This is a genomic window from Rhodoferax sp. TH121 (assembly GCF_002251855.1).
Taxonomy (GTDB): Bacteria; Pseudomonadota; Gammaproteobacteria; order Burkholderiales; family Burkholderiaceae_C; genus Allorhodoferax.
Window position 1 is genome coordinate 856,571 of record NZ_NOXW01000022.1, and the last position, 25,871, is coordinate 882,441.

At 56.7% G+C, this 25,871-nt stretch carries 25 protein-coding genes and 1 tRNA gene; 14 read left to right on the forward strand and 12 right to left on the reverse strand.

Annotated features, from left to right (window positions below; translation table 11 throughout):
- The first annotated feature begins 28 nt into the window (after positions 1-28).
- Positions 29-1,921 (forward strand): right-handed parallel beta-helix repeat-containing protein, encoded by a 1,893-nt coding sequence (locus CHU94_RS18420; RefSeq protein ID WP_176452088.1) that lies wholly within the window; start codon positions 29-31, stop codon positions 1,919-1,921.
- Positions 1,922-2,103: 182 nt separating this feature from the next.
- On the opposite strand, the gene CHU94_RS18425 is transcribed toward CHU94_RS18420, so the two are convergent.
- From CHU94_RS18425 to CHU94_RS18435, 3 genes are all read right to left on the reverse strand, one after another.
- Positions 2,104-3,087: a glycosyltransferase family 61 protein gene (locus tag CHU94_RS18425; RefSeq protein ID WP_176452089.1), complete on the reverse strand. Its 984-nt coding sequence runs from the start codon at positions 3,085-3,087 to the stop codon at positions 2,104-2,106.
- 63 nt (positions 3,088-3,150) lie between these two features.
- Positions 3,151-4,470, reverse strand: coding sequence for an oligosaccharide flippase family protein (locus CHU94_RS18430; RefSeq protein WP_094482548.1), 1,320 nt, complete (start codon positions 4,468-4,470; stop codon positions 3,151-3,153).
- Between the two features lie 25 nt (positions 4,471-4,495).
- On the reverse strand, positions 4,496-5,251 hold the full coding sequence (locus CHU94_RS18435; RefSeq protein ID WP_255034035.1) for a WecB/TagA/CpsF family glycosyltransferase: 756 nt from the start codon (positions 5,249-5,251) through the stop codon (positions 4,496-4,498).
- 198 nt (positions 5,252-5,449) lie between these two features.
- On the opposite strand from CHU94_RS18435, the gene CHU94_RS18440 reads away from it, so the two are divergent.
- From CHU94_RS18440 to CHU94_RS18460, 5 genes are read left to right on the forward strand one after another with little or no spacing between them, the layout of a single operon-like run.
- Positions 5,450-6,772 (forward strand): UDP-glucose/GDP-mannose dehydrogenase family protein, encoded by a 1,323-nt coding sequence (locus tag CHU94_RS18440; protein ID WP_094482550.1) that lies wholly within the window; start codon positions 5,450-5,452, stop codon positions 6,770-6,772.
- Between the two features lie 39 nt (positions 6,773-6,811).
- A complete protein-coding gene (gene xrtB, locus CHU94_RS18445) occupies positions 6,812-7,711 on the forward strand; it encodes an exosortase B (RefSeq protein WP_094482552.1) in 900 nt (299 codons plus the stop codon).
- Positions 7,708-8,403: an exosortase-associated protein EpsI, B-type gene (gene epsI / locus CHU94_RS18450; protein WP_094482554.1), complete on the forward strand. Its 696-nt coding sequence runs from the start codon at positions 7,708-7,710 to the stop codon at positions 8,401-8,403. Before xrtB ends, epsI begins: the two co-directional genes overlap by 4 nt.
- 21 nt (positions 8,404-8,424) lie before the next feature.
- Complete coding sequence (locus CHU94_RS18455; RefSeq protein ID WP_094482556.1) at positions 8,425-9,528, forward strand: sugar phosphate nucleotidyltransferase; 1,104 nt, start codon at positions 8,425-8,427, stop codon at positions 9,526-9,528.
- Positions 9,529-9,556: 28 nt separating this feature from the next.
- Positions 9,557-11,002, forward strand: coding sequence for a mannose-1-phosphate guanylyltransferase/mannose-6-phosphate isomerase (locus CHU94_RS18460; protein WP_094482558.1), 1,446 nt, complete (start codon positions 9,557-9,559; stop codon positions 11,000-11,002).
- Positions 11,003-11,007: 5 nt separating this feature from the next.
- Here CHU94_RS18460 and CHU94_RS18465 read toward each other — a convergent pair.
- Together CHU94_RS18465 and CHU94_RS18470 are read right to left on the reverse strand one after the other, a co-directional pair.
- Positions 11,008-11,084 (reverse strand) — tRNA-Pro (locus CHU94_RS18465).
- Between the two features lie 25 nt (positions 11,085-11,109).
- A complete protein-coding gene (locus CHU94_RS18470) occupies positions 11,110-12,039 on the reverse strand; it encodes a polyprenyl synthetase family protein (protein WP_094482560.1) in 930 nt (309 codons plus the stop codon).
- Positions 12,040-12,247: 208 nt separating this feature from the next.
- Between CHU94_RS18470 and rplU the strand changes: the two genes are divergently transcribed.
- The 4 genes from rplU (at position 12,248) to proB (ending at position 15,198) form a co-directional block, all read left to right on the forward strand.
- Positions 12,248-12,559 (forward strand): 50S ribosomal protein L21, encoded by a 312-nt coding sequence (gene rplU, locus CHU94_RS18475; RefSeq protein WP_094482562.1) that lies wholly within the window; start codon positions 12,248-12,250, stop codon positions 12,557-12,559.
- Between the two features lie 12 nt (positions 12,560-12,571).
- A complete protein-coding gene (gene rpmA, locus CHU94_RS18480) occupies positions 12,572-12,829 on the forward strand; it encodes a 50S ribosomal protein L27 (RefSeq protein WP_094482564.1) in 258 nt (85 codons plus the stop codon).
- A 72-nt stretch (positions 12,830-12,901) separates the two neighbouring features.
- The gene (gene cgtA / locus CHU94_RS18485; RefSeq protein WP_094482566.1) at positions 12,902-13,993 is read left to right on the forward strand and encodes an Obg family GTPase CgtA; all 1,092 of its coding nucleotides are present in this window, start codon (positions 12,902-12,904) and stop codon (positions 13,991-13,993) included.
- 68 nt (positions 13,994-14,061) lie between these two features.
- On the forward strand, positions 14,062-15,198 hold the full coding sequence (gene proB, locus CHU94_RS18490; RefSeq protein WP_094482568.1) for a glutamate 5-kinase: 1,137 nt from the start codon (positions 14,062-14,064) through the stop codon (positions 15,196-15,198).
- 11 nt (positions 15,199-15,209) lie between these two features.
- On the opposite strand, the gene CHU94_RS18495 is transcribed toward proB, so the two are convergent.
- Together CHU94_RS18495 and CHU94_RS18500 are read right to left on the reverse strand one after the other, a co-directional pair.
- Positions 15,210-15,737 (reverse strand): CNP1-like family protein, encoded by a 528-nt coding sequence (locus CHU94_RS18495; protein WP_094482570.1) that lies wholly within the window; start codon positions 15,735-15,737, stop codon positions 15,210-15,212.
- Positions 15,730-16,359 (reverse strand): RNA pyrophosphohydrolase, encoded by a 630-nt coding sequence (locus CHU94_RS18500; protein WP_094482572.1) that lies wholly within the window; start codon positions 16,357-16,359, stop codon positions 15,730-15,732. Before CHU94_RS18500 ends, CHU94_RS18495 begins: the two co-directional genes overlap by 8 nt.
- Positions 16,360-16,449: 90 nt before the next feature.
- On the opposite strand from CHU94_RS18500, the gene CHU94_RS18505 reads away from it, so the two are divergent.
- Positions 16,450-18,192: a proline--tRNA ligase gene (locus CHU94_RS18505; RefSeq protein ID WP_094482574.1), complete on the forward strand. Its 1,743-nt coding sequence runs from the start codon at positions 16,450-16,452 to the stop codon at positions 18,190-18,192.
- Positions 18,189-18,833, forward strand: coding sequence for a lytic transglycosylase domain-containing protein (locus CHU94_RS18510; protein WP_094482576.1), 645 nt, complete (start codon positions 18,189-18,191; stop codon positions 18,831-18,833). The genes CHU94_RS18505 and CHU94_RS18510 overlap by 4 nt, the downstream gene beginning before the upstream one ends.
- Here the strand turns inward: CHU94_RS18510 and CHU94_RS18515 are convergent.
- The gene (locus tag CHU94_RS18515; protein WP_176452090.1) at positions 18,830-20,731 is read right to left on the reverse strand and encodes a bifunctional diguanylate cyclase/phosphodiesterase; all 1,902 of its coding nucleotides are present in this window, start codon (positions 20,729-20,731) and stop codon (positions 18,830-18,832) included. The genes CHU94_RS18510 and CHU94_RS18515 overlap by 4 nt on opposite strands.
- Before the next feature lie 75 nt (positions 20,732-20,806).
- Entirely contained in the window at positions 20,807-21,133 is a 327-nt protein-coding gene (grxD, locus tag CHU94_RS18520; protein WP_094482580.1) for a Grx4 family monothiol glutaredoxin, read from the reverse strand.
- Positions 21,134-21,245: 112 nt separating this feature from the next.
- On the opposite strand from grxD, the gene CHU94_RS18525 reads away from it, so the two are divergent.
- Positions 21,246-21,722 carry a peptidylprolyl isomerase gene (locus CHU94_RS18525; RefSeq protein ID WP_094482582.1) on the forward strand — a complete coding sequence of 159 codons (477 nt, stop codon included), beginning with the start codon at positions 21,246-21,248 and terminating at the stop codon, positions 21,720-21,722.
- Positions 21,723-21,888: 166 nt separating this feature from the next.
- Positions 21,889-23,628 carry a 2-isopropylmalate synthase gene (gene leuA / locus CHU94_RS18530; RefSeq protein ID WP_217901332.1) on the forward strand — a complete coding sequence of 580 codons (1,740 nt, stop codon included), beginning with the start codon at positions 21,889-21,891 and terminating at the stop codon, positions 23,626-23,628.
- A 26-nt stretch (positions 23,629-23,654) separates the two neighbouring features.
- On the opposite strand, the gene CHU94_RS18535 is transcribed toward leuA, so the two are convergent.
- The 3 genes from CHU94_RS18535 to prmC form a co-directional block, all read right to left on the reverse strand.
- On the reverse strand, positions 23,655-24,485 hold the full coding sequence (locus CHU94_RS18535) for an ABC transporter substrate-binding protein (RefSeq protein WP_217901333.1): 831 nt from the start codon (positions 24,483-24,485) through the stop codon (positions 23,655-23,657).
- 95 nt (positions 24,486-24,580) lie between these two features.
- Entirely contained in the window at positions 24,581-24,919 is a 339-nt protein-coding gene (locus CHU94_RS18540) for a zinc ribbon domain-containing protein YjdM (RefSeq protein WP_094482586.1), read from the reverse strand.
- 54 nt (positions 24,920-24,973) lie between these two features.
- Positions 24,974-25,789, reverse strand: a complete 816-nt coding sequence (prmC, locus tag CHU94_RS18545; RefSeq protein WP_094482588.1) for a peptide chain release factor N(5)-glutamine methyltransferase — start codon at positions 25,787-25,789, stop codon at positions 24,974-24,976.
- Positions 25,790-25,871: the final 82 nt, after the last annotated feature.

Here is a 25,871-nt window from a genome sequence, read left to right on the forward strand (position 1 = left end):
CACATTTATCTGATCGATGAGGTTCGCTATGTCCACTTTTGCGCAAACTACATTGGTTCGTTATGCCCGTTGGGGCCTTATTGCGGCATCGGTTGCAGTGACTGCGGCGTGTGGAGGTGGCGGTGGTGGTGGCGCCCCTAGCACTCCCGCCAACATGGCAAGCCCGGCTAGCGTCGCGTCAACTGGTATAGATTTGGTTTTGAATGCCAATCGTGTAAGCGGTGTTGCACCTTTAGCCGTTTCGTTCAATTCAATTGGTACAACAGCCGACGCGGCTTTGACCACTCGCCCTTTTCACGAACTTAGCTACAAATGGGAGTTCAGTGATACATCCGACGTACCTGATTGGACATACGGTGCTACTCCTGCAGCTAGGAAAAAGAATATTGCCTATGGTCCAGTAGCTGGGCATGTATTTGAGAAGCCTGGTACTTGGACGGTTACTCTAACTGCTGTATCAGCAAAGAACCGTAGCGTAACTGCGCAGAGGTCGTTAACTATCTCCGTTGCAGACCCAGCAGCACTAACGACAGTCTGTGTCTCTAATTCCGGTATACCTGTGCCTGGGGTGGCTGGTTGTCCTGCGGGTGCCACTGGGCAAATGGTCCCGAGTTGGGCTGGCATAGGGAGTCTGACTGATACTTATAAGCGAGTGCTTTTAAAACGAGGGGATGTTTGGAGTAGCGACGGGCATTTATCCATAAGCTCTTCGCGGACAGGGGGAATCGTCGGAGCATACGGTGCTGGCAACGTAAAGCCTAAAGTCATCTTGGTTTCAAATAATGCTGGCTTCTACCTTGCAGGCACATCAGATTGGAGAATTCTTGATGTGGAGGTTTCCGGCAATGGCATCCAAGGGGCTTCTAAGCAAGGTATTGTGTTTACAAATGGCTCGAATGTTTTAGTATCAGGTGTCTCAATCTCTGATGTGTTTATTGGAGTGTCGTCAGGAATAGTTCGAGGGTTGACTATTGAGGCGTCTCATATTTATGGGCTATACGACGCTAGCGGGGGGCATCCTGGTATCGCGATGTATTTAGAAAACACTGATGAGCTCTCTATACTGGGCTCCAAATTTAGTGATTCGCCCACTACCCATGTAATCCGTCTTCAAGGCGTTGAGAAATCAGTAATCTCTAACAATCAAATTGAGATGGCTGGACCAAGCAGAAATGCTTTAACTATTCGAGGCAAGTCAACATCCAGTGCATTTGCATGGAATGGCAATTGGACTCAACATGTAGTCGTCAATAATAATATTATTGATAATTCTGTAAGAGGGGGGTATGCTTTGTACGTTGGACCGCAAAGCACCGGACACGCTGAACGCATTCGGGATGTGATCATTGAGGGCAACTACATAAAATCTAGAGAACTCTACGCTGCTAATTTTCAAGTGGCAGAGAATTTGTCTGTAAGAAATAATATTCTAAGTACATACTACGCATACGCTATTGGTCTAGGACTTGGTGGCAATGTGGCAGGATCTCCAGCAACAAAAGGAGCATACATCTACCATAATACTATTTACAAGGTAGATACTAGTATGACGTCGAACTTTTCAGCATTCTATTTGTCTAGCCCTGGATTGGCGAGCGAGGTCAGGTTGAGTAACAATATAGTTTATGCAGTTGGAAATAATCGAAATGGTGCGGGGAATGGAAGTGGGGCAACATTGCTTGCCCAGGGAGGGGTAGTCGGCTCAGACGGAACACATTTTTTTACCCAGGGTAATACTGATGATGTCGATATTGCGGTATCCAAGCCTTGGACTAGCATAAATCCAACCGATCCTGTGCATTTTAAGCCTGATGCCAACTATGCTAGTTCTGGAAATACCTTTAGCCTTGATGGAGGTGTTTGGGATTTGACATATCAAGAGTTGTCATCTTCACGATTGCGTGGAGCTCTTGAGAGATAGAGGATGTATTTGATTTTCGACTGGCAGCATTATTAAAACTGCTCTGTTACCTCGAAAGCTGAGTACTACTGCTATTCCTCATTGAGTCAGAATTGAGTGACGCGCGAAAGACTGTAGAGATTTTGAAAATTTTTGTTGAAAATCTCATTGCGATTGCAATGTGCCAAATAATTATTGGATGATTAAATGCACGCGTCTATCATTTTTTGAAGGTGTGTAATGTTTTGGTGCGTCCTTCCTGAAATGCTGTCTCCGATGGTAAATGCGTATTTTCTATATGTTACATCGCAGTAGTCTTTGAATATATTATTAAATCTATTTGGTGGCTGAATTACCAATAGGCAGCCGTGTTCGGGCATGCTGAGTAAGGCGTTGGCTAGGTGGCTACCTTCTATGCCTATTACAAGTTTTGCATCTAAGAGATTTTCTATAATTTCTTTTGCTGAGTCCTTTTCGGGGTTGATGATCGTGCCGCCGATCTTCAGCATGAAATTTATAATTGCGTCTTCATTTTCCAAATTTCTATTGTCATGGTTATTTCCGCCGCGACGAATGAATACAACTTCTTTCTTCTTAGAATGAAGATGCGAGAATCGTTTGCGGAATTGGCGTAGGCTTCCTACCTGCACAGAGTTTAGTGGTGCTGGCTCGAGGATACTGATTTCTTTATACAAGCAGTTATTGTCTAGTTCTGTGGGTGGGGGGGTCTGTAGAGCTTCATAGTATCCTGCTTCGTGTATGTACGGCTTTTTTCCAAAATGAGAGGTAAGCACTCTCCCATGATTTTGACAAAAAATTGTCATTGGAAGCTCGTCATGTAGCCAGTGCCCGAAATATTGATGTGATTGCCGATTTGCGACAACTACACCCGTAGTATTCATTTCTCTTGTTATTTTTGAAAAAAGGCTTCTTGTATTGCCTGCAATTAAATGCTTTGCTCTATTTGAATAAATATTGCCATTGGTGAAAATTGCATCTTTTAGTGAGTGGAAAACAGCTGGCGGGATGCCAATGTCGCATTGACTAAGCCTGGCGACTTCCAATGCCATGCTCCTGTAAGGAGCAATTCCGGTTATTTTTCCTAACTCTTCCTTTCGATACATCGCTTGTTGACGCTCTATTGTCAAATATTCTCCAGCCACCCATCTTTTTGAACTGGCTTGCATTAAATTTTTGCTGAGTCCCAAATGCTTAAGCGAGGATAGGAGGATTGGTGATACATACATACGCTAGTTTGTCCACTTAAAGATGAGTAGAGCAACAAATCCGGTTGCGGTCATGAAAAAGAGGTCTGTTTTTAGATTCAGAAATCCTATGCTTTTATACGCGATTGCGTACGCTGGATAAATTAATAAGTTAGAGACTGCGATGCCCCATAAAAGTCCGTCTGCTTCGGCGAGATGAAATCCGATATACATGCCTCCCCATAGAAATAATCCCTGAATCGCCTGCAGTCTAATGCTAATGTTCAGTTTATTAATTGCCAGGAATAATCCGTTGTATGAGAGGTAGAGCATGCCAATCATCATTCCAATGCACTGAATTCTTAAAATTCCGATGCTTTCTTGGTAGCGACTATCAAATAGTAGTGATATTATTTTGCTTGCAAATAATATTATGAAAAAATAAAGCAGCCAGGCGATTGTGAGTTGTAGATATCTGGTTTGCAATACTGTTTTCTGCATTCTTTGCGAGTCGCCGGTCCTATAAAGTTCGGCATACATGGGCATAAAAACTCGATTAGAGACTGTTTGTATTGCTTGCCAAGGGGCCCAGGATAGGGCTCCGGCCAAGGTAACTAGACCTAAAGTTTTGAGATCTAACATTGTTGCGGAGAATAGGCGAGCTCCTTCTCCAGTAAAATAGGTCATGGACGAGCTAATAAGAGTAAGGCCGCCAAGACTTAGTATCCCTTTTGCAGAGCTCCATTGCCAATGAATGCGATTTTTTTCTCCCGGGATGAGCCAGTGACTCATTGCAACAGATAACATATTTCCAGCGACTAGTGCCCAAACCAACGCACTTGTTGTTTTTAATAAATATGCAAATGCTATCGTTATTGCACTGTTTGATGCAATAGTTAGAATTTCTACTGCGACTCTTCTGCCTGCTAAAATTTTCCTGTCGGCTATTGCAATTTTGGTTGACGTGAAGCCCGCTATAAGTGGTGATAGAGAAACTATTTGCATCAGATTTTTTAGTTCTGGAGCATTCATTACCTTTGCGGCTATGGGTGCAATTAAGTACATGGCAATGGCCATGAAGAGGCCGCGAATGATTTGAAATGTCCAGGCTGTGTTGATGTAGTTTGGGTTATCGCCATTTTTGTGGGTGATGATTCCCGCAGATATTCCCATGTCTGTTAGTAAATTCACTCCGGCTTGGATTGTAAATATTATCGCCATTAGGCCAAAAGCTTCAGGGAAAAGTATTCGGCTTAATATTAAGTTGGTCCCGAGTCGAGCTACTTGTGATAATGCATAACTCAAGATGGTCCAGCCGGCAGCTGAGTAAACTCTGTTGCGAAGTGTGCTTTTGATACTGCTCATTTGTTGTGCATTTATTATTTGCGTATTAGGGTTTAGGCGGTGATTTTTTGTTTTTTGGCGCTTTGTTTAGTTTCATATCTTTCAAGCAGCTAAAAACCAAAGCAAGGAAAAATGCTCCATCGCTGAAATACCTACGCCATAAGTTCGGCTCCTCCTTAATCCGCCAAAACCACTCTAAACCTACCCGCTGCATCCACACGGGTGCCCGTTGCACATTCCCCGCCACAAAATTCACCACTGCCCCCAGGTGGCTGATGATGGGCGCGTGCAGATGTGTGCGGTTGCGTTCTATCCAAGCCTGCCCCTTCTTGGCGCCCAGTGAGACGACGACAAAGTCGGCTTCGCTGGCGTTGATGTGGGCCAGTAGCTCTGGTGTGCTGATGTCATCCAGGCTGCCAAAGCCAGGAGAGCAATAGCCCACGCATTGCATGCTGGTGCTGTCTTGGTTGATGGCGTTGGCCGCTTTTTCGGCCACGCCGTCTGGCCCACCAAAAAAATACACGCGCAAGGGCCTGTCTTCGGGCTCTAGGGGGCTGTAGCGCAGCTGCTCAAACAGGGTAGACCCCGCTACCCGCTCGCGAATTGGAGCTTTCAAGAGCTTGGCCAGCCATAGGATGGGCATGCCATCTGCCAGGCTGAGGTCGCTGTGGATCACCGAATTGCGGAAAGCGGGGTCCTTCTGGCTGGCGATCAAAAAGTTGAGGTTGGGCGTAGATATAAACAGCGGCGTACGCTGACGCGCAGCGTTGCGCACGGTTTGCACCGCCTCCGCAAGGCTCATGGCATCAAAGGGGAGGCCAAGTATCCAGTGCAATGCTCTGTCTCGGGCTGGGTGCGCCGGAGCGCTAGGATATGGGGTTTGCATGCATTCTGTGGGCTTGGTTTGGGCGGTCAGCTTACCCGATTCAATGTGACGCTTCTGCAAGTAGGATTGCGCACTGACGCAAACCATATGCAGATGCAGTTAAAGGGAGTTTGAATGAAAGTTACGGTTATTGGCACTGGCTATGTGGGCCTGGTGTCTGGCACTTGCTTGGCGGAGCTGGGCAATGATGTGGTGTGTTTGGATGTGGACGCAGCCAAGATTCAGGTCTTGCTGGATGGTGGTATTCCCATCTACGAGCCGGGTTTGCAAGACCTGGTGCGCCGCAATGTGGCCGCGGGGCGTTTGCACTTCACCACCGATGTCGAGAAAGCCGTACACCACGGCACCATCCAGTTCATTGCCGTAGGCACCCCGCCAGACGAGGATGGCTCCGCAGATTTGCAGTATGTGGTGGCCGCAGCGCGAAATATTGGTCGCTACATGACGGACTACAAGGTCATTGTGGACAAGAGCACGGTGCCTGTGGGCACGGGCGACAAAGTGAAAACCGCCGTGGCTGCCGAGCTGGCCCAGCGTGGTGTGGCCACGCCGTTTAGCGTGGTGAGCAACCCCGAGTTTTTGAAAGAAGGCGCTGCGGTCGAAGACTTTATGCGACCGGACCGCATTGTGGTGGGCTGTGACGATGAGCAGGCCGTGCAGTACATGCGCGCGCTGTACACCCCGCTGCAGCGCAACCACGATCGCCTGATCGTGATGGATGTGAAGAGCGCGGAGCTGACCAAATACGCCGCCAATGCGATGCTGGCCACTCGCATCAGCTTCATGAATGAGCTGGCCAATTTGGCGGGCATGCTGGGCGCCGACATCGAACATGTGCGCAAGGGTATTGGTAGCGATAGCCGCATTGGTTACGACTTTTTGTATGCAGGCTGTGGCTACGGTGGGTCTTGCTTCCCCAAAGACGTCAAGGCGCTCATCAAGACAGCGCAAGACGACGCTGGTTTGGGGCTCAAGGTGTTGCACGCCGTAGAAGCCGCCAACGATGCGCAAAAGCGTGTGCTGACCGACAAGATCAAGGCCAAGTTTGGCGCCAATTTGGCGGGCAAACATTTCGCGCTGTGGGGCTTGGCATTCAAGGCCAATACCGACGATATGCGTGAGGCGGCCAGCCGCGTGGTGGTGGACGAGCTGCTGTCCCAGGGGGCCACGGTCACTGCCTATGACCCGGTCGCCATGCACGAAGCGCAGCGCATTTACGCTGCGGAGCCGCGCCTGACCTATGCCGCCAACCCCATGCAAGCCTTGGACAAGGCCGATGCCTTAGTGATTGTGACGGAGTGGAAGGAGTTTCGCAGTCCGGACTTTGAAGCCATCAAAGCCGCGCTGAAGACGCCCACCATTTTTGATGGCCGCAACCTGTATGACCCTAAATTGGTACGTGGCATAGGCTTGGACTACCAGGCAATCGGGCGTTGATAATGGCGGTGTCACACATCAATACCAATATCAAAGGCTATGGCAAATACGCACATACAGGCAGAGCAGGGCTGGCTGCCGCAGGGGACTGACAAGGTTGTTTTGGGGCTGCTGGCGCTGGCGCTGGCGGCGCTATACATCCCCAGCTACATGGAGTTGTCGCGCACGGTGTGGAACACCGATGAGCAGGGGCATGGCCCCATCATTTTTGCGGTGGCGGTTTGGCTGTTTTACCGGCACCGTCACGCCGTGGCAGAGCTGGCGGCCGAACCCAAGGCTGGCTTGGCATGGGCCATTCTGGTGCCCAGCTTGCTGATGTATGTGTTGGGGTATTCCCAGTCCTTCTTGATGCTGGCGGTGATCTCCCAGATCGGCGTGCTGGCTGCAATGATCTTGCTGTTCAAGGGACGGGCGGCGCTGCGCTTGGTGTGGTTTCCCCTGTTCTTTTTGGTGTTCATGACGCCCTTCCCGGAATCGCTGGTGGCGGCGGTCACCGGGCCGCTCAAGTCTGCGGTGTCGGTGGTGGCGGCGGATCTGCTCTACAGCGTGGGTTACCCGGTCAGCCGGGTGGGTGTGATCCTGAATGTGGGCCAATACCAGTTGTTGGTGGCGGATGCCTGTGCGGGGCTGAACTCCATGTTCACCCTGGAAGCGCTAGGGCTTCTGTACATGAACCTCATGCAGTACAAATCGGCCACGCGCAATGTGCTGCTGGCGGTGTTGGTGGTGCCCATTGCCTTTGGGGCCAATGTGGTGCGGGTGATGGTGCTGGTGCTGGTGACCTACCATTTTGGTGACGCGGCCGGGCAGGGCTTTGTGCATGGCTTTGCGGGCATGGTGCTGTTCATCGTGGGGCTGATTTTGGTGTTGTTTACCGACTATGTGCTGGGCTGGTTCTTCAAGAACGAGTCCGCAGCAGCCAAAGAGGTGGCCGCATGATCCCCGCACGGCGCAAGGCGCTGGCCGTGCTGGCGGCGACGGGGGCATCGGTGGCCACGGCCCGCTACATGCGGCCCACGGTGCATATGTCTGACACTTTGGGCAAGCCGGATTTGGAGCTGATCTTCCCCAAGGCGTTTGCTGACTGGCGCATTGATGCACGCTCGTCGATGGTGCTGCCTTCGCCCGCGACCCAGGCTTTGCTGGACAGTATCTACAACCAGACCCTGACGCGCACCTACATCAACTCAGCGGGCGAACGCATCATGTTGTCGGTGGCCTATGGCGGCGACCAGAGTGACGCCACTCGGGCGCACCTGCCGGAGGTGTGTTACCCCGCGCAGGGGTTCCAGATCAGCCAAAATTTTGCCGGGCAGCTGCGACTGGAAGGGCGTACGGTGCCGGTGCGGTACCTCATGTCTAACCAGGGCAACCGCTTTGAGCCCATCACCTACTGGCTGGTGGTGGGAGACCGGGTTACGGTATCGCGGACCGATCAAAAACTGGCTCAGTTTGCGCTGGGGCTCAAGGGGTTGATTCCCGACGGCATGTTGGTGCGGGTCTCCAGCATCGACCGTGACATGGCGCGAGGGCACCAGTTGCAAGCTGTTTTCTTGCAGGAATTGGCCGCCGCCTTTGCGCCCGCTGCGCGCGACCGGGTGTTTGGCGCCCTCAGCAGCAACCCCATTTAAAAGCAATCAGGGATAGACGACATGGCAAAAGGAATGATTCTGGCGGCGGGGCAGGGTACGCGGGTGCGGCCTTTGACGAAGGACTTGCCCAAGCCCATGGTGCCGATTTTGGGCAAGCCGGTGATGGAGTATTTGATTGAGCACCTGGCCCGCCACGGTATCAAGCAGATCATGGTGAACGTCGCCTTCCACCACCAGCGCATTGAGCAGTATTTCGGCGACGGCAGCCGTTGGGGCGTGGAGATTGGCTACTCTTATGAAGGCGTGCGCGACCATGGCGATATTTTGCCGCGGCCCATGGGCTCTGCGGGGGGCATGCGCCGCATTCAGGATTTCAGCGGCTTCTTTGACGAAACCACCTTGGTCTTGTGTGGCGATGCCTTGATCGATCTGGACATTACCGCTGCCTTGGCCGAACACAAGGCCAAGGGGGCGCTGGCCAGTGTGGTAGCGGCCGAAGTGCCACTGCAAGACACCCAGGCCTATGGGATGGTGTTGGCGGACGCAGAAGGGCGCATCCAGTCCTTTCAGGAGAAGCCCAAGCCTGAGGAGGCCAAATCCACCCTGGCCAGCACGGGGATCTACATTTTTGAACCAGAAGTGCTGAACAAGATTCCACCGAACAAGGTGTACGACATTGGTTCGCAACTGTTCCCACAATTGGTGGAAGAGAAACAACCCTTCTTTGTGCAGAGCAGGCCATTCAACTGGCTGGATATCGGCCGCGTCAGCGACTATTGGTCGGTGCTGCAGCGAGTCCTCAAAGGAGAGATTGAGTACCTGCGCATGCCTGGTACTGAGGTGCGCCCCGGGGTGTGGGTGGGGCTCAATACCCATATTCCGTGGGACAAGGTGAACATCCAGGGCCCCGTCTATATTGGCTCCAGTGTGCTGATTGAGCCTGGCGCCACGATCACAGGCCCAGCTTGGATTGGGCATGGCAGCGTGGTGCGTTCGCGCGCCAAGGTAACCCGTAGCGTGCTGTTTGAGTACACGCGCATTGCGGCGGACATGCACTTCAACGAAATGATCGTGTCGCGCCACTATTGTGTGGACCGCTACGGCGAGACGATGTACCACGGTGATGAAACCGCCCAGATCCGCTGGGGCGACGCGCGGGCCTGAGGGCTGCTTCCACTTCTCCTTTGCACTTATGTTGATTCAACCTGTTGTTTTGTCTGGCGGATCTGGCACGCGTTTGTGGCCCCTGTCGCGCGAGAAGTATCCCAAGCAGTTGCTGCCATTGATTGGCGAAGATTCCTTGCTGCAGGCCACGGTGCGCCGGGTCGAGGGGATTGCCGGGGTGGAGCTGGCCGCCCCCTTGGTGGTGTGCAACGAAGAGTACCGCTTCGTCATTGCTGAGCAGCTGCGTTTGATGGGCAAGCCTGGCACGGTAGTACTGGAGCCTTTGGGACGAAATACGGCTCCAGCCCTCACCATTGCTGCGCGAGCAGCTATGAAAGAAGGAGCGGATCCCGTCTTGCTGGTGATGCCCGCCGACCATGTGATTGTCGACACGCAAGCTTTTCAGGCGGTGGTGCGCCAAGGCGCCGCCTTGGCAGAGGCGGGGGCTGTGGTGACATTTGGCATTACCCCGGATGCTCCAGAGACTGGCTACGGTTACATCCAGTCTGGGGACGTTTTTGGTGCCACCGGGGCCAAGCGCATTGCCCGCTTTGTGGAAAAGCCCAACTTGGCCACTGCCCAAGCGTACCTGGACGAGGGTACGTATTCCTGGAACAGTGGTTTGTTCATGGTGCGTGCCTCGGTGTGGCTGGCTGCGTTGTCTGTGTGCCGGGCGGACATCGCCGCGGCGTGCCAAGCGGCTTGGGAGCATGGGCGCGAAGATGGCGAGTTTGTGCGTGTGGGCAAAGAGGCGTTTAGCCAGTGCCCCAGTGACTCGATTGACTACGCGGTGATGGAGCGTATTGCGGCTGACCAAGGGGCTGCAAGCACGCTGCCCGTGGGGGTGGTGATTCCGCTGTCTGCGGGCTGGTCTGATGTGGGCGCCTGGGAGGCGCTGTGGAATGTCTTGCCCAAGGATGCGCAGGGCAATGTGGCGCAGGGCGATGTTCTGTTGCAGGACAGCCGCAATACCCTGGCCTTGTCGGAAGGACGACTGATTGCTTGCGTGGGGGTGGACGACCTGATCGTGGTGGAGACGGCCGACGCCATTTTGGTGGCCCACAAAAACAAGACGCAGGATGTGAAGAAGATTGTGGATCGCCTGAAGCAGGCTGGCCGCAGCGAGGGCCAAACGCACCGCAAGGTGTTTCGCCCTTGGGGCTGGTACGACAGCATTGACAGCGGCGAGCGTTTTCAGGTCAAGCGTATTGTGGTGAAGCCCGGCGCAGCCTTGTCGCTGCAAATGCACCACCACCGCGCGGAGCATTGGGTGGTGGTGAGCGGAACGGCCAAGGTCACCGTGGGTGACAAGACGGTTTTGCTGTCGGAGAACGAGTCAACCTACATTCCCCTGGGCACGACCCACCGCTTGGAAAACCCCGGCAAGCTGGCGCTGGAGATGATTGAGGTCCAGTCCGGTAGCTACCTCGGTGAGGACGATATCGTCCGTTTTGAGGATGTGTACGGAAGATGAAAGATTGGTCGGGGTGAGAGGATTCGAACCTCCGATCTCTTCGTCCCGAACGAAGCGCCTTACCGGACTAGGCCACACCCCGACTGTGTGATTCTCGGCGCCGTCAATCAGTGATTGCGTGCCAACAATTGCGTCGCCAATTGTACCAAGCTGTCAGTGTGCGGACCTCCAGGCAAACGCTCTGCTGCTGCAATGGCGCGCTGCGCTTCAGCATGCGCTGCCGCTTGGGCCACATCCAGTGCGCCTGTTTTTTTGACGATGGCGATGACTTGCTCCAGCATGGCAACGTCGCCTGTTTCGATGGCGGTCTGGACGGTCAGGCGCTCGGCTTCGGTACCGCGCTGCATGGCGGCGATCAAGGGCAGGGTGGTTTTGCCTTCACGCAGGTCGTCGCCAAGGTTTTTGCCCATCACGGCAGCATCGCCGGTGTAGTCCAACACGTCGTCAATGACCTGGAACGCAGTGCCCAAGGCTTGTCCGTACTCTGCGCAGGCTTCTTCTTGCTCTGGCGTCGCTTGAGAGAGGATGGCGCCCACACGCGCACTCGCTTCAAACAGCTTGGCAGTTTTGGACCGGATGACTTGTACGTAACCGGCTTCGTCCAGTGCTGCGTTGTGCATGTTCATGAGTTGCAGCACTTCACCTTCGGCAATCACGTTGGTGGCTTCAGCCAAGACCTCCATGATGCGCATGCTCTGGGCTTCCACCATCATCTGAAAAGCGCGCGAATACAAGAAGTCGCCAACCAGTACGCTCGCCGGGTTGCCAAACTTGGCATTGGCCGTCGCATGGCCGCGGCGCAGGGCTGAGTCATCCACCACATCGTCGTGCAGCAGCGTGGCCGTGTGGATGAACTCCACCACGGCGGCTAGGTTGTGGCGTTGTGTCCCCTGGTAGCCGAGCGCTCCGCAGCACAGCAACAGCAACACTGGTCGCAAGCGTTTGCCACCTGCGGAGATGATGTAATGGGAAACGCTGCCAACCAAGGGGACGCCAGAGTCCAACCTCTGTGTGATGACCTTGTCGACCTGACGCATGTCGTTTTCGACGATGGAGAGACCCGTCGATGAGCCGGAAGTAGTGACTTGCAAGGCGATGAACCGGTTTGTTATGGCCCGATTATAGGGAGGCGCTCTGACGCACGCCCTGCGATAGATGGGCGGGGTTTTGCGTTTCGGGCTGAAATGGTATACTCCAAGGCTCTGCGAAAATTCATTTGCAGATTTCCTAGTCGAAGAGGTCAACATGTACGCGGTCATAAAAACCGGTGGCAAGCAATATCGCGTTGCTGCTGGCGAAAAAATTAAAGTAGAACAGATTGCTGCGGACGTAGGCCAAGAGATCGTGATCGACCAGGTTCTGGCAGTCGGCAACGGCGCAGAACTGAAGGTTGGCACCCCCTTGGTGTCCGGCGCAACAGTTACTGTCACAGTAGTGGCACACGGCAAGCACGACAAAGTGAGCATTTTCAAAATGCGTCGTCGCAAGCATTATCAGAAACGTCAAGGACATCGCCAGCAGTTCACCGAACTGCAAATCGGCGCGATTTCTGCATAAGGGGCATAGGTCATGGCACAGAAAAAAGGCGGCGGCTCTACGCGAAACGGGCGCGATTCCAAGCCCAAGATGCTCGGTGTGAAGGCTTTTGGCGGTGAGTTGATCAGCGCTGGTTCCATCATCGTGCGTCAACGCGGTACCAAATTCCATGCTGGCGACAACGTCGGTATGGGCGTGGACCACACCCTGTTTGCACTGGTAGACGGCCATGTGTCGTTTGCGGTCAAGGGTGCGTTGAACAAGCACACCGTGAGCGTGACAGCAGCGTAACCTGCCCATGCTCCCCCGAGAAACCCTGCGCCCTTTGCGCGGGGTTTTTCATTTCTAACCTCGGTACATGCCATGAAGTTTGTTGACGAAGCCTACATTGATATCTCCGCGGGAGACGGTGGCGCTGGCTGCGTCTCCTTCCGGCACGAGAAGTACAAAGAGTTCGGTGGCCCTAACGGGGGGGATGGTGGTCGCGGTGGTCACGTGTTCGCCGTAGCCGACCCCAATCTCAATACCTTGGTGGACTACCGCTTTGCGCGCCGTTACGACGCCAAGCGTGGTGAGCATGGCATGGGTTCCGATATGTTTGGCGCCGCGGGTGATGACATCACACTCAAAATGCCGGTCGGCACCATCATCACGGATGCAGAAACCGGCGAGGTTCTGTTTGAGCTGTTGACCCCAGGCGAGGTCATTACGATTGCCAAGGGTGGCGATGGCGGCTTTGGCAACTTGCGCTTCAAGAGTGCAATCAACCGTGCGCCACGCCAGAAGACCCCCGGATGGCCTGGCGAGAAGCGCAACCTCAAGCTGGAGCTGAAGGTGCTGGCGGATGTGGGACTGCTGGGCATGCCCAATGCGGGCAAGTCCACCTTCATCTCTGCGGTGTCCAACGCCCGTCCCCGTATTGCCGACTATCCCTTCACCACCCTGCACCCCAATCTGGGTGTGGTGCGGGTGGGGCCGGAGCAGAGCTTTGTGGTTGCAGATTTGCCGGGGCTCATTGAAGGCGCTGCCGAAGGTGCTGGTCTGGGCCATCAGTTCTTGCGCCATTTGCAACGCACGCGTTTGCTGTTGCATGTGGTGGACATGGCGCCATTTGACGAGGGTGTGGACACCGTGGCGCAGGCCAAGGCCATCGTCAATGAACTCAAAAAATACGACGAAAACCTCTACAAGAAGCCGCGCTGGCTGGTCTTGAACAAGCTCGATATGGTGCCGGGTGACGAGCGCCCGGCCTTGATCAAGGACTTCATCAAGCGTTACAAGTTCAAGGGCCCGGTGTTCGAGATCTCGGCGCTGACCCGCGAAGGGTGCGAGCCGCTGATCAAGGAAATTTACAAACACATCAAGGCTCAGCAGGTGGCCGAGCAGCCGCATGTGGAGGTGGATCCACGCTTCCTCTCCGGAGCGGCTGACACCACGGATACCCCAGCGTCCTGAAGGCATTTATTTGCTATTTATTTATTTAGTAGCTGTTTGCGCAATAAATACAAGGGCTAGAAGCCAAAATGATTCAAAAATTCAGCTCCCCGGTATTGCGTGATGCGCGACGTGTGGTGGTCAAGGTGGGCTCCAGCTTGGTCACCAACGAAGGCCGTGGGCTGGATGAGCAGGCAATTGGCGAGTGGTGTCGGCAACTGGCGCTGCTGATTCGCGATGGCCGTGAGGTCATCATGGTCTCCAGTGGGGCGATTGCCGAAGGCATGAAACGCCTGGGCTGGGCCACACGGCCCAAGGAGGTCCATGAGTTGCAAGCGGCTGCTGCCGTGGGGCAGATGGGGCTGGCCCAGATGTACGAGTCCAAGCTCAGCGCCAATGGCCTGGGCAGTGCCCAGGTGCTGCTGACACACGCGGACTTGGCGGACCGCGAACGTTACCTCAATGCCCGCTCTACGCTGCTGACCCTGTTGAAGTTGGGCGTGGTGCCCGTGATCAATGAAAACGACACGGTGGTCAACGACGAAATCAAGTTTGGTGACAACGACACGCTGGGGGCCTTGGTGGCCAATCTGGTGGAGGCCGATGCACTGGTCATCTTGACGGACCAAAAGGGTCTTTATACGGCCGATCCGCGCAAAGACCCTGCCGCTGAGTTTGTGCACGAAGCCAAGGCCGGTGATCCAGCTTTAGAGCTGATGGCGGGTGGTGCAGGGTCCAGTATTGGCCGGGGCGGCATGTTGACCAAGATTTTGGCAGCCAAGCGCGCGGCGGGCTCGGGTGCCTCTACCGTGATTGCCTGGGGGCGCGAGGCTGATGCGCTGGTGCGCCTGACACAGGGGGATGCAATTGGTACCTTGCTGATTGCCCAAACCCAGAAGAACCAGGCCCGCAAGCAGTGGATGGCCGACCATCTGCAGATGCGTGGTGCGGTTGTGGTGGATGCAGGCGCTGCTGCCAAGCTGCGTGACGAGGGGAAGAGCCTGCTGCCAATTGGCATGGTCCTGGTGGAAGGGGACTTCTCGCGCGGCGATGTGATTGCCGTGCGCGATGAAGCGGGGCAGGAGATTGCCCGTGGTCTGGCTAACTACGCCAGCGCGGAGGCGCGCTTGCTGTGCCGCAAGTCATCCAGCGAGTTTGAACGGCTGTTGGGATATGCGGCCGAACCTGAAATGCTGCACCGGGACAACCTGGTGTTGAGCCGCTAATACCGCGCTTGTCAGTTCAAGCTGGGTTTGGCGCTGCGGGGCTTTTGCTGGGTTTGCAGCGCCTTGATCACGTCTTCCAGGCGGTTAGCCACCCGCACATCGCAGGCTGCCAGCCGTGCAAACACCAAGGCGTGTTTGGACGGCTGGTTGCCATTCACATCGCGCCATGTGGGTTCCGGCAAGACCGACCACTCCCCGGAAGCTCCAGCACGTGCATAGACCTTGACCTGGTCGCTGGCGCAACGTATGCCTTCGTAAACCGCGTTGACGGAGCCAGTCGCATTGCTCATCACGGCAACGTAGCGCACTACGCCATCTTTGCCCACGGTTACCGTGGCAGGATCTATGCCCACCCGTACTGACACGTAGTTGGGCATGTCCAGCGGCAGCGCCCGTGTTGCCGAGAATGCCGGTGGCGGAGGCTCTTTGTCTTCCACCCAGTCCAGGTTGTCCAAGCCGTTGCCGGCCTGTCCCCAGGCGGCACAGGTAGTGCTGAGCAGCAGTGCGGCCGCCCAGGCTCTGTGGTTCGTCTTATTCATGATGCGGTGGTCGGTTGGTGCCTGGGTCGGGCTCGAACGAAGCACCCGGAGGCAACTCAATCCGTGCGCCCACAGCAGACCCCTCGGGGGGCACTTCACTGGGCCCGTGTGGACGATGGTTGTGGCGCAAATAGCGGTTGCGCGGCTCGTGCCGTGGCAGGTAGCGCGATAGTTCTGTGAGTGCCATCTCGTAGACACCGCGTTTGAATTCAACGACAGCGTCCAGTGGCACCCAATAGTCGTTCCAGCGCCAGGCATCGAACTCCGGGTGGTCGGTGGCACGCAGGTTCAAATCCCAGTCGTGCCCCACCAGTTGGAGCAAATACCAAATCTGTTTTTGCCCTTTGTAGTGACCGCGTGCGTCACGTCGGATGTACCGGTCTGGCACCTCGTAGCGCAACCAGTCTCGGGTACGGGCGACGATGCTCACGTGCTCCGGATGGAGCCCCACTTCCTCGTGCAATTCGCGGAACATGGCCTGCTCGGGAGTTTCGCCCCGGTCAATGCCGCCCTGCGGAAACTGCCACGAATGGGTACGTATGCGTTTGCCCCAAAATACCTGATTTTTCTGGTTGAGCAGGACGATGCCGACATTGGGCCGAAATCCGTCCCGGTCAAGCATAATCAAACCCCAATTTTTAAACTTCGTTCATTATGCACAGCGAAAGCAGTGCATCAAGAGCAGAACGCCCCGTCGTCAGCGAGTTCCGTCATGAAAGCCTCCCAATTCCTTATCTCCACCCTCAAAGAAGCGCCTGCGGACGCCGAGGTCGCCAGCCACAAGCTCATGATGCGGGCCGGCATGATCAAGAAATTGGGGGCCGGCATCTACACCTACATGCCCATGGGCTTGCGTGTCATTCGCAAGGTGGAAGCCATCGTGCGCGAAGAAATGAACCGCGCAGGCGCAGTGGAATGCACCATGCCTGTGGTGCAACCGGCCGAGCTGTGGCAAGAAACCGGCCGCTTCGACAAAATGGGCCCCGAGTTGCTGCGCATCAAAGACCGCCATGACCGTGACTTTGTCATTCAGCCCACCAGTGAAGAAGTGGTGACCGACATCGCGCGGCAGGAAATCAAAAGCTACAAGCAACTGCCCAAGAACCTGTACCAAATCCAGACCAAGTTCCGCGACGAGCGTCGTCCGCGTTTTGGCCTGATGCGCGGGCGCGAGTTCATCATGAAGGATGCCTACAGCTTTGACCGCGACCAGGACTGCGCCAAGGCCAGCTACCAGGTGATGGCCGGTGCCTACCGCAAGATCTTCGACCGATTTGGCCTGCGCTACCGCGCGGTGGCAGCGGACAGCGGTGCTATTGGCGGGGACCTGAGCGAAGAGTTCCAGGTGATTGCCTCTACTGGGGAAGACGCCATCATCTACTGCCCGACCAGCGACTACGCTGCCAATATTGAAAAAGCAGAGGCTTTGGCGCCCTCAGCCCCCAGGGGATCTGCGCAGGCAGCTATGGAAAAGATAGCAACACCAGGCAAAAGCACGTGTGCGGACGTAGCTGAGTTGCTGAACGTGCCACTGGCCACGACCGTCAAGTCGCTGGTACTGGCCACCGATACGCTGGACGAGAAAGGCAATGTCACCAAGACCCAGGTCTGGTTGCTCCTGCTGCGTGGCGACCATGACATGAACGAAGTCAAGGTGGGCAAGCTGCCCGGCCTGGCCGATTTCCGCTTTGCCACCGTGCCTGAAATTGAGGCTCACTTTGGCTGTAAGCCGGGTTACTTGGGCCCCATTGGTTTGAAGCTACCCGTCACCATTGTGGCTGACCGGGATGTGGCCGTGATGGCTGACTGGATTTGCGGTGCCAACGAAGAGGATTTCCACATCCGTGGCGTCAACTGGGGCCGTGACCTGCCCGAGCCCGCGCTGGTGGCGGACTTGCGCAATGTGGTGGCAGGCGATGCTTCGCCCGACGGCAAGGGCATCTTGGCGATCGAGCGCGGTATCGAGGTGGGTCACGTGTTTTACTTGGGCACCAAGTACAGCAAAGCCATGAACGCAACGTTTTTGGGCGAGAACGGCAAGCCCCAGTTCATGGAAATGGGTTGTTACGGCATCGGCATCACCCGCCTGCCTGCTGCGGCCATCGAGCAGAACCACGATGACAAGGGCATCATCTGGCCCGACGCGCTGGCCCCCTTTACCGTGGTGCTGTGCCCCATCAGCCCCGACCGCTTTGCCGATGTAAAGGCGGCTGCCGACACGCTCTACGCTGAACTGTTGGCTGCTGGCGTGGACGTGATGCTCGACGACCGCAACGAGCGCCCCGGTGCCATGTTTGCCGACTGGGAATTGATTGGTGTGCCCCACCGTGTGACTATCGGTGACCGCGCTTTGAAAGAGGGGGTGGTGGAGTACCAGCACCGCCGTGACACCGAAGCGACCAAAGTGCCGGTGGCGGATGTCGCCAGCATGCTGCTGTCACGCCTGAAGGCATGAATGCCTCACCGGGGGCGAGCGCATTGATTGGCAGGCGACAGGGCCTGCTGCGCTTGCTGGTGGGGAGCGGGGCACTGTCGTTCGCAGATCTGGTGCTGGCCGGTGGCCAGATTGAAGAACCCTTGGTCGACTCGGTGCGCACCGCCTTGTCCTCCGCTATCCAGAATTCTGCGCCACCCATCCCTGAGTTTGCCGATACGGAGTCGCGGCTGAAGTACCTGCGCTGGTTGGGTGCCATGAGTGAACGGCTGAAGAAAAAGAAGCCAGACTGGGAGACTCGAAAAGAGTTTTTGCAATCGGTGTGGTACGAGAGCAAGCGTGCCGGGCTGGATGTGGCGCTGGTGATGGGCTTGATCCAGGTGGAAAGCAACTTCCGCAAGTTCGCCGTGAGCCGTGTGGGCGCGCGGGGCTATATGCAAGTGATGCCCTTCTGGACCCGTGTGCTCGGCGACGGGGATGCGGGCAAGCTTTTTCACATGCAAACCAATCTGCGCTTTGGTTGTGTGATCCTGCGCCACTACCTGGAACGTGAGCGGGGCGACATGTTCATGGCCCTTGGGCGTTACAACGGTTCGCGCGGCAAGGCACCTTACCCCAGTGCCGTGATGGGTGCCAAGCGCACCTGGGACTGGGCCGGTTAAAGGCGAACGGCAACGCCAGGCGTGGCCAACTGCGCACGCCAAAGTTCTTCAAACTGCGCGGCTGGCATGGGTTTGGCAAACCAGTAGCCTTGCGCCTGGTCGCAGCCCATGCCCTGCAGTGCATCGCGGGTTTCCACGTTTTCTACCCCTTCTGCGGTCACCGTCAGATTCAGGCTTTTGGCCAGATGAATGATGGCACTGACCATGGCGACGTCTTTCTGTCCTTCGCGCAAGCGGCGTACAAAAGATTGGTCTATTTTGAGCTTGTCGACCGCAAAGCGTTGCAGGTACGAGAGGTTGGAGTACCCAGTGCCAAAGTCGTCGATGGACAGCCGAATCCCCATGGCTTTGATGCGTTGGAGCGTCGACATGAACTTGTCCGTGTCCTGGATCAGGGTGGACTCGGTCATTTCCAGTTCCAGTTGGCGCGGGTCCAGCCCGGATTGCTGCAGCGCGCGTTCAATCACCGCCTCTACATCGCCGCGTCGGAACTGCACGGCAGACAGGTTCACGGCCACCATGAGTTCAGGAGCTCCAGCTTGTCGCCATGCCTGCATTTGTCGGCAGGCGTCTTGCAGCACCCATTGACCGATGTCCACGATCAGGCCGGATTTCTCTGCTGCGGGAATAAACAGGCCGGGTGAGACAAGCCCCAGTTTGGGGTTTTGCCATCGCACCAAAGCTTCAGCCCCCACCAGACGGTTGTCGCGCAGGTCAAACACTGGCTGGTAGTGCAGCACCAGCTCGTTCTGGGCCAGCGCCTGGCGCAGGCTGGAGATCAAATGCAAGTTTTCACGGATGCTGGTGTTGATTTCCTCATCGAAGAAGCGATAGGCATTGCGCCCTGACTCCTTGGCCTGGTACATGGCCAGGTCGGCATGGCGCAACAAGGCTTCGAAGGTGGCCCCATCCTTGGGGTACACCGCAATGCCGATGGAGCAGGTGGCCAGAATTTCCAGTCCGCGCAGATGAAAGGGGGCCTGCATCTGCTGCAGCACTTGGGTGGCGACCTGCGCAATACCCTGGGTGTCGGAGATGTCGGTCACTCCGATCAGGAACTCGTCGCCACCTTGGCGGCAGACGATATCGGCTTGGCGCACTGCATCACGCAGACGAAGGGCCACTTGTTTGAGAAATTCGTCCCCCGCTGAATGCCCGACCGAGTCGTTCACATCCTTGAAATTGTCCAGGTCCACAAACAGCAGGGCCACCAACTGCTGGTGCCGCGCGCTACTGGCAATGGCCTGTTCCACCAATTCGCTACCCAGCACGCGGTTGGGCAAGCGGGTCAGTGCATCGTGCTGGGCCAGGTGGGTAAGGTTTTTCTCAGACTCCCGGAATCGCGCAATTTGCACGCGCAGCCCCATCAGCGCCTTCTGCATGTCGTAGGCCAGAAACCATACCAATATGCCGTTCACCACCAAGATGGTGACGCTGTCCGTGAGCCGGTCGATGTCCGTTCCCGGTGTGGTGGCACCCCGCCAGCCATAGAGCGTGCCCAACCCTAAGCAGACCACACACAGTACCATCCCGGCCAGCAGCCACCAGAATTTTTGGGGTTTGAGCAGCTGGCCTGCGGCAATCAGGATGACAGGGTAGCCCAGCAAAGAGGAGTCGCGTAGTCCGTCGCTACGCCACATGATGCCGAAGAGCGCCAAAGTGGCCGACCCTAGGATAAGAATGGATGCAGTTTCGTAGTGCCCGCGGCGATTGAGCCATTGGCAAGGCAGCATCAGCGCTGCCGTGGTGCTCAGAATTACGACTACGTCCCAGCGCTGCTGGAAACCGTATTGCACAGCGGTCCCCGTGAACGCAAAGAACAGCAACGCCGCAAACTGGAACAGACGACGACTGCGCAGGTCATCGTCAAGAGCGTCTGTAGCGCTGTGGTCTGACACGTGAGGGGTCCCTGAAGCTCCAGTAGTTGCTGCGGCACCCCGGTTCATGCGCCGGGTCTTGTGCCGGCGCGGAAGTCAGGCTTGGCTCTTGCCCAAAGTTTGTGCCAATTCGCCCGACTCGTACATTTCCATCATGATGTCGGAGCCGCCGATGAATTCGCCCTTGATGTAGAGCTGCGGAATAGTGGGCCAGTTGCTGTATTCCTTGATGCCTTGGCGGATGCCGTCGTCTTCGAGTACGTTCACGGTCTTGACGGACTTGGTGTCTACGCCACAGGCCTTGAGGATCTGGATGGCACGGCCGGAGAAACCGCACTGGGGAAAGCTGGCAGTGCCCTTCATGAAGAGCAGGATTTCATTGGATTTGACGAGTTCGTCAATGCGTTGTTGTGCGTCGCTCATGTTTCGGCTTCCAAGTAGATAGATACCCTAATTATTTCACCTTCCCCGGCGCTTGTGCCGGGTGGCGGTGCTTGGCAGATGACGGGCAAGGCTTTTTTGGATAATAGACGCCATGAACATCACCAAAAACACCGCAGTCACACTGCAATTCAAGGTCACCGACACCACCGGCAAGCTGCTGGACCAAAGCCAGGAACCCATCGCCTACCTGCACGGCGGTTATGGCAACACCTTCCCCAAGATCGAAGAAGCGCTGGAAGGCCAGAGCGTGGGCTTTGCCACCACGGTGGAGCTGGCCCCGGTCGATGCCTTTGGCGAGTACAACGAAGCACTGTTGCAAACCATCCCCAAAACCCAGTTTCCTCCCGGCGTCAAGGTGGGTGGCCAGCTGGAAGGCCGGGCGGAAGATGGCAACACCATTGTCTTCACCGTGGTCAAGATCAAAGGCCCGGTGGTGCACCTGGACGGCAACCACCCTCACGCCGGCAAGACACTGCGTTTTGCGGTGAAGGTGCTGGACGTGCGCGCCGCCAGCGAAGAAGAAATCGCCCATGGACACGTGCACGGTGCCCACGGCCATCATCACTGATTGCCTGAAATTTTTCTTTAGTTTTCGGAAATGGCTAGATTTGAAAAAATCCAGCCATTTTTTGCTTATTTGCTGCTGATTTAAGCACCAAGTCGCAATGGGCTGCTCTGCCTGCCGGGCTACGATACACGCCAGTTACCTTGTATCTGCCACCAGGAGTCTTGCCGTGTTGTCTCATCCCGCTACCAAGTACCGCGCTTTCCCAGCCATTGACCTGCCCAACCGGCAATGGCCCACGCGCTCCATCACCCAGCCGCCGATCTGGATGAGCACGGACTTGCGGGACGGCAACCAATCCCTGTTCGAACCCATGAATGCGGAGCGCAAGATGCGTATGTTCCGCACGCTGCTGCAAGTGGGTTTCAAAGAGATCGAGGTCGGTTTCCCTAGCGCCTCGCAAACCGACTTTGACTTTGTGCGCGAGTTAATTGAAGGCGGCCATGTGCCGGACGATGTGACCATTGAAGTGCTCACCCAATCCCGCGAACACCTGATCCGCCGCACCATCGAATCGCTCAAGGGTGCCCGCCGCGCCATCGTGCACGTGTACAACGCCACCGCCCCCGTCTTCCGCGACGTGGTGTTCGGCATGAGCAAGTCCGAGGTCAAAGAGTTGGCTGTGTCATCGGTGCGCCTGATCAAAGAGATCACCGCCACCATGCCGGAGACCGAGTGGGTGCTGCAGTACAGCCCCGAGGTGTTCACCAGCACCGAGCTCGAATTCGCCTGCGAAGTATGTGATGCCGTCACCGCCGAGTGGGGCGCCACACTCGCCAACAAGGTGATCCTCAATTTGCCGGCGACTGTCGAGGTGTCCACCCCCAATATTTATGCTGACCAGATCGAGTGGATGCACACCCACTTGGCCCGCCGCGACAGCGTCATCCTGAGCCTGCACCCGCACAACGACCGGGGCACCGGCGTGGCAGCGGCAGAGTTGGGGCTCATGGCCGGCGCCGACCGTGTCGAAGGCTGCCTGTTCGGCAATGGCGAGCGCACCGGCAACGTGGACTTGGTCACCCTGGCCCTCAACCTCTACACCCAGGGCGTGAGTCCCGGCCTCGATTTTTCGGACATCAACGCCATTGCCCGCACCGTCGAGCATTGCAACCAGTTGCCCATCCACCCCCGTCACCCGTATGTGGGTGACCTGGTGTTCACCGCGTTCAGTGGCTCCCACCAGGACGCCATCAAGAAAGGCTTTGCCGCCCAAAAGGCAGCCGGCCCGGACGCGCTGTGGAACGTGCCCTACATGCCCATTGACCCTGCCGACGTGGGTCGCAGCTACGACTCGGTGATCCGCGTGAACAGCCAATCCGGCAAGGGTGGCGTGGCCTATCTGATGGAGGCCGAGTTTGGTGTGGTGATGCCGCGCCGCCTGCAGGTGGAGTTTTCTGGTGAAGTGCAGAACTACACCGACACCCATGGTGGTGAGATGAGTGCGCAGGACATCTGGAACCTCTTTGACGCGACGTACCTGCATGCAGCCGACGCCCAAGTGCGCTATGTCGAGCACCATCTGTTTGACCACCCCGGCCAGACCGGCAAGGCCCATGTGCAGGGAATCCGCATCGGCGTGGAAGTGGACGGCCAGTCCATGCTGATTACTGGCGAAGGCAATGGCCCCATCGACGCGGCCGTGCACGCGCTGCAAACCATCGGCATCAAGGTCCAGGTGCGCAGCTATGAGGAGCGCAGTACCCGTGCCAGTACGGATGGCGGAGATGCGCAAGCCTGTGCATTTCTGGAGCTTGTGGCCGCCCAGGGCGATACAGGCAAGGGCGGCGAGCGCTTTGGCGTGGGCATGGACACCAACATCGTGACGGCGTCGGTCAAAGCGCTGATCAGCGGCGTGAACCGCCTGGGGCTGGTGGATGTGGGCGTCTTGGAGGGGGTAGCGGCCTGAGTGGGCCCCAGGGCGACCGGATGCGCTCAGGGGCCGACTTGCTGGCGCCAGCGCTGGATGTTGTTTTCTACCAGCTGCTTCATCACATTGTCTTTGGTGAGCTTGTGCAGTGCCTTGGCAATGCGCCCGCGCATCTCCCCGGTGTTGCACGGGGATTGGTGCGCGAGCGTGAGGTGCAGCCCCTCATTGCTTACCGCGACAGACGAGGTTTTCAAATCGTCGTAGCCCAGCTTCGTCGCCAATGCCCGGCCCGGGTCTTCTTCGTAAACGATGTACTGGGCCCGACCCACCCCCAACATGCGAAAGGCCTGCTCTAGCTGCGACACCTCGTCGATCTGCAAAAACTCCTTGGCATAGCGGTCAAACGCCTCGCCAAAGCTGTTGTTGATCACCGTCAGGCCTTTGCGGCCCTTGAGGTCGCCCCAGGTCTTGTAGGTGAAAGTGTTTTTGGCAGGTGTCCAGATCACCGTGCGGGTGCTGCGAAAGGCGGGGTAAAAGTAGTCCATGTACTCCAGCCGCGGCAACGTGAAGAAGGCGCCGGCAATCAGGTCCACACGGCCATTTTTGGCCTGTTCTTGCACACGGGCCCAGGAGCCTTGGTACTTCACTTCGATGGGCAGGCCTATCTCCTTGGACAGCAACTGCATCAGGTCCGCATTGGCGCCTATGAGCCGGGTCTCGTCAGTCGGGTCACGCCACAGATAGGGGGTGTATTCGGGATTGCCTGTGGCTACCAGGCTCTTGCAAGATACCGATTGCGCACTGACTTGTCCGGCCCACAAGCAGAGCCCCACCACAGCCCACAGGCAGCGTTTGCCCAAGTTCGGGGCCGGTCCAACGGAAGTTCTTATTTGCATGGCCTTGTCACGGGGGCTTGCCACATGGCCCTTGCAGTCTAGCGGCAAGCTTTTGCTGCTGTAAACACCTAAATCATGACAGTGTGGTGTCGGAATCAGGCTTTTTTCAGAAAGCAGGCTTTCAGCATAAAACTCCCGCCATCCATCTTGCAGTCCACCTCATGGTCTCCACCGACCAAACGGATGCTCTTCACCTTGGTGCCCTGTTTGAGCACGGTGGAACTGCCCTTTACCTTCAGGTCCTTGATCAGGACCACGGCATCACCGTCCTGCAAGACTTGGCCATTGGAGTCCTTCACCACCGCCACATCGTCGTCCTCTGCGGCAGTGGCTTGGGGCCATTCAAATCCACAGTCGGCGCAGACGAAGTTGGCGCCATCGGGGTAGGTGTTCTCCAGGGTGCATTGGGGGCAAGCAGGGGTGTGAGAGGGCATGATGAATCTGTTTTGCTATGAAATTAGGAGCTTATAGCGCAATAACTATGGGGTCTAGGGCCATATTCCGCCACTGCAGCGGGGAATTCCAGCCAGGTCGTTGCGACTCTGCACCCGGAGAAAACCGGCCTCTTGCAAGAGCGAGCGCACAGCTGGCGCTTGGTCATAGCCATGCTCCAGCAGCAGCCAGCCGCCGGGTCGCAGACGTTCGCGCGATTGCGTGATGATGGTGCGGATGTCGTCCAGCCCGTCGGCTCCGGCGGTCAGGGCTTGGCGGGGCTCATGCCGCAGGGCCGGCAGGTGTTCGTCGTCCTCGCGGATGTAGGGCGGGTTGGAGACGATGGCATCCAGCGGACCGGCGATGCCTGACATCCAGGAGCCCTGGTGAAAGCTGACTTCCAGGCACAAGCGCTGCGCATTGGCCAGGGCCACCGCCAGAGCTTCTGCGCTGTAGTCCACCGCCTGCACTTGCAGGCTGGGGCGGCTGTGCTTGAGTGCCAGTGCGATCGCACCGCTGCCGGTGCCCAGGTCCACCACATGGGCCGCGGGCTGGGTGGTTAGCACGTCGAGTGCCCAGTCCACCAGGGTTTCGGTGTCCGGGCGGGGTACCAGCACGCGCGCGTCTACTTGCAAGTCCAGGCCATAAAACTCTTTGTGGCCCGTGATGTAGGCCACGGGTTCGCCCGCCAAGCGGCGTGGCAAGGCCTGGTTTAGCCAGCGCTGTGCCGCTGCGTGCAGTGGGGTATCGCTGTGCAGCAGCAACCATGCTCGGTCGTGCGGCGGGCGGTCCATGGCATGCAACACCAGCATCTGGGCGTCCAGTCGGTCCAGGCCATACTTCAAGAAAGTATCAATGGTGTTGGAGATCATGCTTGGTGTTTGCTATTGAATTGGTAGCGTTGAACGCACCAATAGTGTGCACTTTTGCGGTGTATGGCCTTGCCGGATATTT